At 57.2% G+C, this 12194-nt stretch carries 12 protein-coding genes; 10 read left to right on the forward strand and 2 right to left on the reverse strand.

From position 1 onward, the window contains the following. Positions 1-280 precede the first annotated feature (280 nt). From LC354_RS17755 to LC354_RS17780, 6 genes are all read left to right on the forward strand, one after another. Positions 281-982, forward strand: coding sequence for a GntR family transcriptional regulator (locus LC354_RS17755; RefSeq protein ID WP_223426365.1), 702 nt, complete (start codon positions 281-283; stop codon positions 980-982). 112 nt (positions 983-1094) lie between these two features. Continuing rightward, positions 1095-1610 carry a redoxin domain-containing protein gene (locus LC354_RS17760; protein WP_223426371.1) on the forward strand — a complete coding sequence of 172 codons (516 nt, stop codon included), beginning with the start codon at positions 1095-1097 and terminating at the stop codon, positions 1608-1610. Between the two features lie 267 nt (positions 1611-1877). Further along, a complete protein-coding gene (locus tag LC354_RS17765; RefSeq protein WP_223426373.1) occupies positions 1878-2858 on the forward strand; it encodes a TRAP transporter substrate-binding protein in 981 nt (326 codons plus the stop codon). 78 nt (positions 2859-2936) lie between these two features. Next, the gene (locus tag LC354_RS17770; protein WP_223426375.1) at positions 2937-3464 is read left to right on the forward strand and encodes a TRAP transporter small permease; all 528 of its coding nucleotides are present in this window, start codon (positions 2937-2939) and stop codon (positions 3462-3464) included. A gap of 9 nt (positions 3465-3473) precedes the next feature. Beyond that, positions 3474-4757 (forward strand): TRAP transporter large permease, encoded by a 1284-nt coding sequence (locus LC354_RS17775; RefSeq protein ID WP_223426376.1) that lies wholly within the window; start codon positions 3474-3476, stop codon positions 4755-4757. Between the two features lie 135 nt (positions 4758-4892). Further along, positions 4893-6035, forward strand: a complete 1143-nt coding sequence (locus LC354_RS17780) for a lytic murein transglycosylase (RefSeq protein WP_223426378.1) — start codon at positions 4893-4895, stop codon at positions 6033-6035. Between the two features lie 344 nt (positions 6036-6379). Here LC354_RS17780 and LC354_RS17785 read toward each other — a convergent pair whose 3' ends face one another. Then, entirely contained in the window at positions 6380-6949 is a 570-nt protein-coding gene (locus tag LC354_RS17785) for a YcbK family protein (RefSeq protein WP_223426379.1), read from the reverse strand. Positions 6950-7267: 318 nt separating this feature from the next. Between LC354_RS17785 and LC354_RS17790 the strand changes: the two genes are divergently transcribed. The 4 genes from LC354_RS17790 to LC354_RS17805 are packed head-to-tail and all read left to right on the forward strand — an operon-like array spanning position 7268 to position 11499. Next, positions 7268-8875 (forward strand): murein L,D-transpeptidase, encoded by a 1608-nt coding sequence (locus LC354_RS17790; RefSeq protein ID WP_399203845.1) that lies wholly within the window; start codon positions 7268-7270, stop codon positions 8873-8875. Between the two features lie 31 nt (positions 8876-8906). Beyond that, positions 8907-9998: a UDP-3-O-(3-hydroxymyristoyl)glucosamine N-acyltransferase gene (gene lpxD / locus LC354_RS17795; protein WP_223426381.1), complete on the forward strand. Its 1092-nt coding sequence runs from the start codon at positions 8907-8909 to the stop codon at positions 9996-9998. Between the two features lie 32 nt (positions 9999-10030). Next, a complete protein-coding gene (locus LC354_RS17800; RefSeq protein WP_223426383.1) occupies positions 10031-10291 on the forward strand; it encodes an acyl carrier protein in 261 nt (86 codons plus the stop codon). Continuing rightward, a complete protein-coding gene (locus tag LC354_RS17805; protein WP_223426384.1) occupies positions 10291-11499 on the forward strand; it encodes a beta-ketoacyl-[acyl-carrier-protein] synthase family protein in 1209 nt (402 codons plus the stop codon). Before LC354_RS17800 ends, LC354_RS17805 begins: the two co-directional genes overlap by 1 nt. A 77-nt stretch (positions 11500-11576) precedes the next feature. Here LC354_RS17805 and LC354_RS17810 read toward each other — a convergent pair whose 3' ends face one another. Continuing rightward, a complete protein-coding gene (locus LC354_RS17810; RefSeq protein WP_223426386.1) occupies positions 11577-12191 on the reverse strand; it encodes an invasion associated locus B family protein in 615 nt (204 codons plus the stop codon). Positions 12192-12194 lie beyond the last annotated feature (3 nt).

Below are 12194 nucleotides of genomic sequence, written 5' to 3' on the forward strand. Positions count from 1 at the left end.
GGCAATGTGTTCACATGGGTCAGTTCTCAGTGAAAATCTGGGGGGCTACCGGGTCACTTCTCAGCGAAAATCAACAGTCCTTGTCCAAATTGCTCTTGGTAGTTGATTCTCGTATACCGCCACACTAGTATACTAGTCAATAAACTGGTATACCAGCTTTTGATGCTCGTCACTCCGACGCGGGCATGGGCCGAACCAATGGCAAGCGAACCAAGGTTGTTTGTTCTTGGCACCGGTTCATTTACAAGTCCGAAGCGTCGCAATTACAGGAAGAAAGACAATGGCACCGGCTACACAACGCAACGAAAGGCGCACGAGTGTCGATGACATTTTCGACTATCTTCACGAAGAGATTCTGACACTGCGCCTCAGACCCGGCGACAAGATTTCAGAGGCAGATATCGCTGCGCAATTCGGCGTTTCCCGACAACCGGTACGCGACGCGTTCAGCCGTCTTGCAACGCTGAATCTTCTTTTGATCCGTCCGCAACGGGCAACAGAGGTAAAGCGGTTCTCGACGCACGAAATTGTCAAATCCCGTTTCGTGCGCGCAGCGGTCGAACAGGAAGTCCTGCGTCGCGCGGCCAATTTATGCGATGCGGATGGGGCTGCGCAGTTGGAAGCCGAACTTGCAGCACAGGAACAGGTCATCCAGGACGGCCATGCCGAAGCGTTCGGCGCGCTGGACTACGCGTTTCACAAGGTGCTTTGCGCGATCGCGCAGGTGGATTTCGCCTTTGAAGTCATCATGGCGGAAAAATCCAAGGTTGATCGACTGTGCATCCTGAGCCTGTCAAAGGGCGATCGCCTGCCAGACCTCTTGGCCGATCATCGTGATATCGCGGACGCGGTCAAATCGCACGATCCGGAACGTGCCGTGGCCTCCGGCATGCGTCACCTATCCCGTCTGGATCGCACGATCGAGCAGATTTCAGTGACAAACGCGAATTATTTTGAGCCTGAGGATGTCCGTGACACGTGATCGGACAAGCTTCATATCACGCCGCGCAAGCCCGGCGTGACACCAAGGTGACAATTTTTTTCGGTATCGCCAGCCAGGCAGACCAATCGCCTGAAAAATCAAAGGACATGAGATGAAGAACGCCAAACCACGGGTCGGCAAACAGATCGACCCGCTCACATTATCCACCACGGACGGGCGGACACTCACTGTCGGCCAACCCAAGGATCGCTGGACCATGCTGTTCGTCTATCGCGGGCGCCATTGCCCGCGCTGCAAACGCTTTTTGAACAAGCTCAATGCGGCGTTGTCGGAATGGACATCCGTGCTCGACGTCATCGTGGTATCCGCGGACGCGCGCGAAAGAGCGGTCGCTGACAAGGACGAATTCCTGTGGAATTTCGATCTGTGCTATGGGCTGACGGAGTCGCAGATGCGCGCCCTGGGGCTTTATGTCTCCGACCCGCTGTCCGACGCGGAAACAACACATCGTTTCGCAGAACCCGGTGCATTCGGGCTGCGTCCCGACGGGACGTTGATGCTTGTTGATATCTCGAACGGACCGGCCGCACGCCCGGATCTTGCTGAACTTCTCGACGGGATGACCTTCAACATCCAAAATGATCGTCCCGTTCGGGGCACCGCTTGAAGCGCATTACGACCACGCTTTACGATCCGTTTCCCGATGCCAAGCAAACACGGAGTGTGTCGAACCGAACCGTGCTTTGACCGCTTATTCATCTATCCTGGAGTGGTTCAGAGAATTGGCAGTTGACAATTCTGGTATACTAGTCTTCTTTTGATCCTAATAAATGAGACTCGGTCACGCTCGGAGACGACGCCGGATAACAATCCAGTGTTCCGACATCGCACAAAACCGGGTTCGAAAATGGTTCAAATTCCAAGGGAGGATATCATGTTCCACAATCTACCTAAGTCGCTGGTGGGGGCTCTGGCCCTGACCGTTATTGGATGTGCGGCATCCGCAGAAAGCTGGCGCGGATGGAATATCCACCCTGCGGGTTACCCAAACACCGTCGGCATGGACAGGTTTGCTGAGCTGGTCGAGGAAAAGACCGGTGGCGAGATCACGTTGCAAATGTTCCATGGCGGCACCTTGGGCAGCCAGCCAGATGCGGTCGAACAGGTGCGTTTGGGCGGTCTGCAAGTTGGCAACTTCAACCTTGGTCCCATTGGCCCAATCGCACCGGCAGCCAACGTCGTATCGCTGCCGTTCATCTTTAAGGACATTCCACACATGTTCCGCGTGCTGGACGGCGAGGGCGGCGCAGCTATTGCCGCTGGTATGGCCGAAAAGGGCCTTCTGCCATTGGCCTGGTTCGACGCCGGCGCCCGGTCGTTCTACAACGGCAGCAAACCGATCAATACGCCTGCGGATGTCGAAGGCATGAAAATCCGCGTGATGAACAATGATCTGTTCACGGGTATGATCGCCGAGCTTGGCGGCAACCCGTCACCGATGGCTTTTGCAGAAGTGCAGCAAGCGTTGAAAACCGGCGTTGTGGACGGTGCGGAGAACAACTGGCCATCCTACGAATCCACGGGCCATTATGAGGTCGCAGGGTACTACTCGCTGTCACAACACCTGATCATTCCCGAGTGTATCTGTGTCAATGCCGACGCGTTCAATGCGCTGACACCGGAATTGCAAGCAGCCGTTACCGCAGCAGCACAAGAAGCTGCGTTGCTACAGCGTGATCTTTGGGTAGAACGCGAAGCGGCAAGCCGTGAAACAGTTGAAGCAGCGGGCGTCCTGGTCAACGAAGTTGCTGACAAGGCACCATTCCAGGCGGCCATGACACCCGTCTACGAGGCTTACTTCGAAACGAACCCGGATTTACGTCCACTTGTTGAGCTTATTCAGGCAACAGAGTGATACGCGCCCTGACTTAGGTCCAAGATCGTCCGGCTCCACATCCTTGGAGCCGGGCGCTTTTTTTACCGGAGAGCACCAATGAGCGACGTTTCCCAAGTGCCACCCGCAATACAGCGCATGGACATGGTGCTGAATGCCATCGCCTTCGTATGCCGCATTCTGACCGGGGTCGCGCTGGTTGTTCTTACGGTTATATTCGGCTGGCTCGTCTTTGGCCGCTACGTGCTGAACGCGACGCCCACATGGGTGGAACAAGCGGCGTTATTGTTGGTGATGCTGATTGCCTTTCTGGGTGCGGCTGTCGGTGTTCATGACAATACGCACCTGTCTGTTTCGATGCTACGCGGTGCGGTTCCGCCGCGCGTTCGCGCCGTATTCGTGATCGTCACCGATCTGGCGATGGCCGGATTTGGCGGCCTGATGCTCTGGTACGGCACACAGCTGACCATTTTCAAATGGGGATCTCTCATTCCCTTGCTTCAACTGCCCGAGGGGTTGCGCTCTCTGCCGCTTACGATCGGTGGCGCGCTCATCCTGTTATTTTCCATTGGTCACCTCATCCGCCTGTATCTGGGCGTTGATGCGCGTACCGACAGTATTGAATAGAGGCTGAGCATGGGCATTTTCTTTCTTCTCGGGGTTTTCGCGCTCTGTGTCGCGATCGGCACGCCGGTTGCCTTCGCGCTCGGCATCTCGGCCATTGCTGCGTTCTGGTTTGAAGGTCTGCCCCTCATGATCGGGTTTCAGCGCATCATCAGCGGCATCAACGTGTTTGCCCTGATGGCGATCCCGTTCTTCATTTTTGCTGGCGATCTGATGTTCCACGGCGGCATCGCCATGCGGCTTGTCCGCTTCGCCTCGGCGGCGGTGGGGGCGGTGCGCGGCGGGCTTGGCATCGTCAACGTGTTCTCGTCCATGCTCTTTGGCGGCATCTCGGGCTCGGCGATTGCCGACATTTCAGCGCTTGGCTCGATCCTCGTGCCGGTGATGAAGGAAAAGGGGTACGACGCGGATTATGCGGTAAACGTGACAGTGACATCTTCGATCGCGGGCATCATCATCCCGCCAAGTCACAACATGATTATCTTTGCCATCGCAGCCGGCGGTGGCATTTCGATCTCGAAACTCTTTCTCGCCGGTGTTTTGCCGGGCATCCTGATGTGCGTTTGTCTGGCTTTGGCGGCCTATATCGTCGCCGTCAAACGAGGCTATAAGGCCGAGCCATTTCCGGGCTGGACTGCGCTTACGATCGCCTTTTTCGGTGCGATCCCTGGATTGATGACGGCCGTCATTATTGTGGGCGGGGTCCTTTCTGGCGTATTCACAGTGACCGAGTCCGGTGCGTTCGGGGCCATCTATGCCTTTCTTGTGACGCTGATCGTCTATCGGTCGATCACATGGGACAAGTTCGTCATGGCCGTTGCGAATTCGGTCAAGACAACGGCGATGGTGATGATCCTGATCGCCTGCGCCGGGGCCTTTGCCTATATGCTGACATTCTATCAGGTCCCGAACAAGACCGTCGATCTGCTGACCGGTCTCACGGACAATCCCATCCTGATCCTGCTGATGATCAACGTCGCCCTGCTGTTGCTGGGCATGATCATGGATATGGCCGCACTGATCCTCATCTGTACACCGATCTTTCTGCCGGTGGCCAACACGCTCGGTATCGATCCACTTCAGTTCGGAATGATCCTTCTGGTCAATCTGGGTCTTGGATTGTGCACACCTCCTGTCGGCTCGTGCCTGTTTGTGGGCTGCGCCGTCGGGAAACTGCCGATGGAAAAAGCCGTTCGTACGATCTGGCCTTTCTACATCGCTATTCTCATTGCGCTGATGCTGATTACCTTTGTGCCGGCAATCTCTCTGACTTTGCCGCGACTGATTGGCGGGTAGGGGGTTTACGGGCCTTTGTTCCGCGTGGGTTCAAAATTAATAAGCGAAAGCCTTCCAACAGCCATTTTGCGGGTTTAGCCGCCGACAATTGCAGATATGCTGGCGCCAGTGCGTGACCTGGATGGGAGATCGATCATGGCGATCAACAGACGACATTTCAGCTTGGGGCTTGGGGCTCTTGGTTTGGCGGGTTGTTCTGATGCGGGGTCAGGGCGTGGCTCTCTCTCGGTTTCGTCCTCTTTGCCCAGCGATCTGATGCCGGTCCGCAACAGTGGCTACGATGCATGGACAGCAAGCTTTCGCACGCGCGCCGCAAACCAAGGATTTTCGCCGGATTTGCTGTCCAGCGCCTTCCGGGGTGCCGGATATCTGCCGGGCGTTGTCAAGCGCGACCGCAATCAAGTCGAATTCAAACGATCGCTTGAAGATTATCTGTCTATTGCCGTCTCTGACGAACGGGTCAGCAAGGGGCGCGCCGCCTTTGCGCGCCATCAATCGACACTGATGGCCATTGAGCGCGCTTATGGCGTGGACGCGTATATCCTGACGGCGATCTGGGGATTGGAGAGTTTTTACGGTGAGCGGCGCGGCGATGTGCCTGTCATATCCGCGACGTCGACCCTTGCCTTTGATGGTCGGCGCGGCGCATTCTTTGAAAAGCAACTGATCGCGGCCCTGAAGATCCTGAGGAACGGTGACACGACGGTCGGGAATCTCACCGGCAGTTGGGCGGGCGCGATGGGGCATACACAGTTTATCCCGACCTCATATCTCGAATATGCCGTGGATTTCACCGGCGATGGCCGCAGTGATATCTGGGGAGCCGATCCGAGCGATGCGCTGGCGTCTACGGCGGCGTACCTGTCGCGCAGCGGATGGCAAAAGGGTTTGCGCTGGGGACAGGAAGTTGTCGGCAGTGGCGCATCGGGCACCATAATCCAGCCGCAGCCGGGCGGTCCGCGTTTTGCGGTAACGTCCAATTTCCGCGTGATCAAGCGGTACAACAACTCGGACGCTTATGCGATCGGGGTGGGTCATCTGGCCGACCGGATCGCAGGGGGTCCGCCTTTGCGCACGAGTTTTCCTCCGGACGCCAACGGGATGACCAAGGACGACCGGGTGGCCTTGCAACGTGGGCTGACATCGAGGGGGTTCGACACCGGAGGTTCGGATGGGGTGATCGGGCCCAAGACCCGCGAGGCAATCACGGCATTCCAGGCCAGTCGGGGGCTGACGGCGACGGGCGAGCCGTCGCTGACCTTGCTCAGGATGTTGTAAGGGGTCAATCCACGGCTTGGTTCGCCACATGTGACCGTTCCGAATAGACCAACATGATCTGCGCCCCAGATCTGTGGGTATGCCGAAGAACGTCAGGCGCCGGGCCTATCATTGTCGATAGCAATCGCTTTCGTATCAATTTTTGCTGAGAGGAGCGATACCGCTGCGTTGAACTTTCGGGACGAAACGCATGTTCACGTCCAGCAACAGCCATACTCCGGTGCGGTTAACGCGCCTTGCCTGTGCTAACTCAGATTGAATCAGGTGTTCCTGTCTGACGGGCGGTCAGCGGAGGGTAGTCGATGCTCTTCTGGCCAACAGAACGGGCGTGCCGTCCGCGCGACTCACCCGCCCCATGTGCGGACCACGCCGCAATCCATATGCACAAAATTCGAGCGCGAATATTTACCAACACCACCGCCCTGACAGGCTTTCGCTGCGCGCGCCATCTGCGAGACCGAGCGGGTGGACATACGCAAATCTGCGGCCTGGCCCTTCATATGAAGCGAATTCTTGGCCACACCACCAGAGCGGCTGCGCAGCATCGCATTGGTCTTGGGACTGCGATAGCCGGACAGAAGCATGTAAGGTTCGTTCACATCCATGAGGTTATGAGCGGCCGCCATGATATCGATCGTCCGCAAATCCATGGATTTCACACCATCCGTGCGCCAATCGCGCATGAAATAGTTCACTTCCTTGACCGCATCCTTGATGTATTTTCCTTCGATCCAATAGATCATATCAATGCGTTCGCCGGTGCGACCGGAATACATTCGGATGCGGCGGATATCGCCCGAACCGCGAAGAAATCCGGCTGCGTTCGAGAAGGTTGGCGCAGCCACAAGTGTGGTTGCCGCGAATGCACCAAGCAAGGACCGGCGCGACAGGCCAGTTGAAGTATCTTGTGTCATGTTACTGCATCGTCCCGTATGTCTGCCTTACCCATGATGTTACACAGGTCTTGTTTATTCATCCCCAGATGCAACATCTCTATTGCATAACGGGAATCGTTAACCAAGCCATGAATCCTGAACGGCCTTAATGGTTAGAGTTTTAGGCAAGTTTTTGCGCATGAAGGCTCAATTGCGCGCCGACAGGACCAACCGATGCAGAGGAGCATCATACCTGCACCGGCTTGCGTGCTGATACCAATGTGAATGGACAAGCTGTTAACTGCTTTGGGATAGTGTTCGCAGTCTTGGGGACGAAATTTAGTGCAGGGGTATGTTATGACAGTGACGATTTCGCGGTTTTGGATGTTGGGTTTTGGGGTCGCGGTGGCTTTCGTGCTGGCGCTCGCGCCACAGCGGGCATCGGCTCAGGTCACCGCTTTCAAACAGGCCGTGGCCGAAGCGGCCGCACGCGACGCGGATATCGCAGCCTATTATCAGGCCACCGGGTACGAAAGCCTTTGGACCGGCTCATCAAATCAGGAACGCAAACGCCGCGCAGCGCTGCTGCAAGCCTTGTCGCAAGCCGGAAATCACGGTCTGCCCACAGCGCGTTATGACGCAGAAGGGTTACAAGCCCAGATGAAGGCCGCCAAGACGCCGCGTGAACGTGGTTTGGTCGAAGTCGCCATCAGCCGGACGTTTCTGCAATATGCGCGTGATCTGCAGACGGGCGTTTTGGTGCCTGGCCGGGTCGACAAGGCCATCGTGCGTCAGGTTCCGTACCGTGATCGCACGTCATACCTGGTGAATTTTTCACAATCTTCGCCTTCCGGATTTTTCAAGGCGCTGCCGCCCAAGACCATGGAATACAACGCGCTGATGAAGGAAAAACTGCGTTTGGAGTCGTTGTTGACCAAGGGCGGTTGGGGGCCAAAAGTACCCGCCAAATCGCTCAAACCCGGCCAGTCCGGGGCATCTGTCGTCGCCTTGCGCAATCGTCTGATCGCATTGGGTTTCCTGGCGCGGACGAACAGTCAGGCCTATGATTCCAAGATGGAAGCGGCCGTCGAGCAATTTCAACTGGCCCATGGACTTGACGCAGACGGCGTCGCCGGTGCCAGTACAATGGGAGAGATCAACCAAGACGTCCAAACCCGCCTGAAATCGATCATCGTCGCGATGGAGCGGGAACGCTGGGTCAATCAGGAGCGTGGCAAGCGCCACATTCTTGTGAATATCCCGGACTTTACCGCCAAGGTGATCGACAATGGCAAGGTGACGTTTTCCACCCGTACGGTTGTCGGTGCCAATAAGTCGGACCGTCCGACCCCTGAATTCTCGGACGTGATGGAATTCATGATTATCAACCCAAGCTGGTACGTGCCACGATCAATCGTGACCAAGGAATACCTGCCGGCCCTCAAGAATAATCCCAATGCCGTCAGCCATATCGAGATAACGGACAGCCGGGGCCGAAGGGTGAACAGGGGCGCTGTTGACTTCACCCAGTATAGCGCCCGGACGTTCCCATTCTCGATGCGTCAACCACCCAGCAAAGGGAATGCGCTGGGTCTGGTCAAGTTCATGTTCCCCAACAGATACAACATCTACCTGCATGACACGCCGGCCAAGAATCTGTTTGGCCGCGAAGTCCGCGCCTATAGCCACGGTTGCGTGCGTCTGGCGGATCCGTTCGATTTTGCCTACACGCTTCTGGCCAAACAGGAATCCAATCCACAAGCCTACTTTCAGTCCGTGCTGGCCACGGGCAAGGAAACACGGGTTGATCTGGTCAATCCGGTGCCGGTCCACATCCTTTACCGCACAGCGTTCACCACGGCCAAGGGACATACCCAGTACCGCCGTGATATCTATGGCCGCGATGGCCGGGTCTGGAATGCACTGTCCGAAGCAGGGGTGGCTCTGCGCGGCGTCCAGAGCTAGGCTTTGCCGCGAAGCAGCGGCGAGGTAGGGCATGCGGTATACAGTGCGCGAATTAGCGCAAGCGATTGATGCCGATTCCGTCGGCGATACGGGCATCATCATTACCGGACTGTCGGAACCGGCCGATGCAGGTTGCGATGATCTGGCGCTTGCCAGCACTCCGGAATACGCAGGCACTCTGACTTCAGGGCAAGCAAAGGCCGCCATGCTGTGGCATGGTGCGGATTGGCGGGCTCTGGGGTTGCAAGCTGCCATCCTGCCAAAGCGGCCGCGCTTTGCACTGGCTGGGCTGACCCGAATGATGGATCCGGGGCAAGGCTTCGGTATCGGCATCCACCCAACGGCCATACTGGATCCCAGCGCACAGATTGGCACAGACGTCACAATCGGGCCGGGTTCAGTCATCGGGGCGCAGGTCGTGATCGGCGACAGATGCGTGATCGGCCCGCAATGCTTTATCGGCAAGAAGACCACCCTTGGCGCAGACTGCTACATCCGCGAACAGGTCAGCATCGGCGCGCGTGTGTGCGTCGGAGCGCGCTTTGTCGCCAACCCCGGCGTTCGGATCGGCGGAGACGGCTTTTCTTTCGTGACCGAAGACCGAAGCGGTGCGGAAGCCGCGCGCGCATCACTGGGTGACCAGGGCACGACACAGTCCCAAAGCTGGACCCGCATCCATTCTCTGGGAAGTGTCATCATTGGCGAAGACGTCGAGATCGGCGCCAACTCCACTATCGACAACGGTACCATTCGGCCAACCCGTATCGGGCACCGCACAAAGATCGATAATCTGGTCCATATCGGCCACAACGTCATCATTGGCACCGACGGACTGATCTGCGGACAGGTGGGCGTGGCCGGTTCCGTCACGGTGGGAAATCATGTCGTGATGGCGGGTCAGGTCGGTGTGTCGGACAACCTTACAATCGGGGATCGGGTCATCCTTGGGGCTGCCAGCAAGGTGCTCAGGTCGGTACAGGCGGGCAAGGTGATGCTGGGTTATCCTGCCACCGAAATGCGCACGCAGATCGAAAGCTACAAAGCTTTGCGCCGTTTGCCGCGCATGTTGCGTGAATTGCAACAGATCAAGAAAGCGGTTTTCAAGTCGGGTGACAGTGACTAAGTCAAGCGCATCACCGGCAAAGGGCAGGGGTCATGAGCGTCAAAGACAAAGTCATTGAAATCATCGCAGAGCAGGCCGTGTTGGAGACATCGGACGTCTCGTGCGACAGCACGCTCGCAGAGCTTGGAATTGACAGTCTCGGACTTGTGGAAAGTATCTTTGCCATCGAGGAGGAATTCGACATTTCCATCCCGTTCAATGCCAATGAACCGGACAAAAGCGATTTCGATATCTCGACTGTTAGGTCCATCATTGTCGGTATCGAAACCCTTATCGCCGAACAGAAAAGCTGATGCACCGCGTCGTTATCACCGGAGCGGGTACGGTCAACGCTCTGGGCCATGATGTGGCGGCGACCATGGAGGCCATGCGCGAAGGGCGTTGCGGGATCGGGTCGCTGGATTTCAAGGACGTCGATCGGTTGTCGATCCAGATCGGCGGACAGGTGCATGGGTTTGAGGCGGAAGGGCGGTACAACCGTCAACAGATGAGCCTTTATGACCGGTTCACTCAATTCACGCTCGCGGCCGCCAAGGAAGCCATCGGGCAGTCCGGCCTGACATTTTCGGGCGAACTGGCTGCCAAATCCGGCGTGATCCTCGGAACCGCCGGAGGCGGGGTCAACACCTGGGATCAAAACTACCGTCTGGTCTATGAAGAGGGTAAAAACCGCGTTCACCCTTTTGTCGTGCCCAAACTGATGAACAACGCCGCCGCCAGCCATGTCAGCATGGAATTCAACCTCAAGGGTCCGTCCTTTACGGTGGCAACGGCCTGCGCCTCGTCCAATCACGCCATGGCGCAAGCCTTTCAGATGGTGCGCACAGGCATGGCGCCGGTGATGATTTCGGGCGGATCGGAATCGATGCTGTGTTTCGGAGGGGTCAAGGCCTGGGAAGGGCTGCGCGTCATGTCCAAGGATGCCTGTCGCCCGTTTTCTGCAAACCGCAACGGCATGGTCCAGGGCGAAGGGGCTGGAGTGTTTGTCTTTGAGAACTTCGAGCATGCACGGGCGCGTGGCGCGGACATCCTGTGCGAGGTTGCCGGTTTTGCCATGTCCTCGGACGCCAGCGACATCGTGATGCCCTCCAAGAACGGCGCATCGCGGGCAATGGAAGGGGCGTTGGTGGATGCCCGCGTGAACGCCGATCAGGTCGGGTACATCAACGCCCATGGCACCGGAACGGCGGCCAATGACAAAACCGAATGTGCAGCGGTTGCGGATGTCTTTGGCCCGCACGCGGACCGGTTGATGATCTCTTCGACCAAGTCCATGCATGGGCACCTGATCGGCGGCACAGGTGCTGTGGAGCTTTTGGCCTGCATCATGGCGCTGCGCGATGGCGTCATCGCCCCCACCATCGGCTATGAAGAGCCTGATCCCGAATGTGCGCTTGACGTTGTTCCCAATGAGGCGCGTGACGCCTTGGTGGATGTGGTTTTGTCCAATGCCTTTGCATTCGGAGGCATGAATGCCGTTCTTGCCCTGCGCAAGATCTAGCGGGTTTCAATACAGGACATGAAAAAAGCCGCCTCTGAACCAAAGGCGGCTTTGTCCGGCGATATCAAATCTTCAGATCAGTTGTCTGCGACCGATGTGTTGTCAAAGGCTGCGGTAAATCCGTCCAATGACATCACCAATTCAACCGTTTGATCCGGCGCAAGGGCTGGTACGATCGAGAGAATGGCTTCATTGCCGCGTTTGAAGGCGTCAACCTCGTCGGGCACGAGACCGACACGGGAGAAACAGCCGATCTGATTACAGAACGCAAAAGGGTAGCGACGCGCGGTGTTGTCATCGACCTTGACGGTCAATTGTTGGGGCAGGGACGTCTCGAGCGGTACGATGATCGTGGCCCCGGCCGATGCGCGCCCGCCCTCGGGCAAGCGAAAGATGGAAATCTCGGCCACAGGCGTGCCCTGTTCATCGGACATCAGTTGATACATCTGGCAGGGGTCGTTTCCGTCTTCCGTCACGACACAGCGCATTTGCCATGCCCCGAAGGTTTCATCCACATATGTCTGGCCGACCGTTGGTGCGTCGTTTGCATCTTCGCCGAGGCTCAACTGGTCTTCGATACTTGGCGTTTGTGTTGTGGGTTCTGGTTCGTCCGTGCCTGTTTCTGAGGTTTGCGCCAAGAGGGCTGCGGGCATCAGCAAAGACAGGGAAAGGGCAAGCAATGTCGTGCGCATGTG

Source organism: Tateyamaria pelophila, from assembly GCF_019966495.1.
In the GTDB taxonomy this organism is placed as follows: domain Bacteria; phylum Pseudomonadota; class Alphaproteobacteria; order Rhodobacterales; family Rhodobacteraceae; genus Tateyamaria; species Tateyamaria pelophila.

What these genes read in the sequence shown, in the direction of transcription:
- LC354_RS17770 (WP_223426375.1), top strand. Translation starts at nt 2,937, where the DNA reads ATGAGCGACGTTTCCCAAGTGCCACCCGCAATACAGCGCATGGACATG.
- LC354_RS17790 (WP_399203845.1), top strand. Translation starts at nt 7,268, where the DNA reads ATGACAGTGACGATTTCGCGGTTTTGGATGTTGGGTTTTGGGGTCGCG.
- LC354_RS17760 (WP_223426371.1), top strand. Translation starts at nt 1,095, where the DNA reads ATGAAGAACGCCAAACCACGGGTCGGCAAACAGATCGACCCGCTCACA.
- LC354_RS17810 (WP_223426386.1), bottom strand. Translation starts at nt 12,191, where the DNA reads ATGCGCACGACATTGCTTGCCCTTTCCCTGTCTTTGCTGATGCCCGCA.
- LC354_RS17785 (WP_223426379.1), bottom strand. Translation starts at nt 6,949, where the DNA reads ATGACACAAGATACTTCAACTGGCCTGTCGCGCCGGTCCTTGCTTGGT.
- LC354_RS17780 (WP_223426378.1), top strand. Translation starts at nt 4,893, where the DNA reads ATGGCGATCAACAGACGACATTTCAGCTTGGGGCTTGGGGCTCTTGGT.
- LC354_RS17765 (WP_223426373.1), top strand. Translation starts at nt 1,878, where the DNA reads ATGTTCCACAATCTACCTAAGTCGCTGGTGGGGGCTCTGGCCCTGACC.
- LC354_RS17755 (WP_223426365.1), top strand. Translation starts at nt 281, where the DNA reads ATGGCACCGGCTACACAACGCAACGAAAGGCGCACGAGTGTCGATGAC.
- lpxD (WP_223426381.1), top strand. Translation starts at nt 8,907, where the DNA reads ATGCGGTATACAGTGCGCGAATTAGCGCAAGCGATTGATGCCGATTCC.
- LC354_RS17800 (WP_223426383.1), top strand. Translation starts at nt 10,031, where the DNA reads ATGAGCGTCAAAGACAAAGTCATTGAAATCATCGCAGAGCAGGCCGTG.
- LC354_RS17775 (WP_223426376.1), top strand. Translation starts at nt 3,474, where the DNA reads ATGGGCATTTTCTTTCTTCTCGGGGTTTTCGCGCTCTGTGTCGCGATC.
- LC354_RS17805 (WP_223426384.1), top strand. Translation starts at nt 10,291, where the DNA reads ATGCACCGCGTCGTTATCACCGGAGCGGGTACGGTCAACGCTCTGGGC.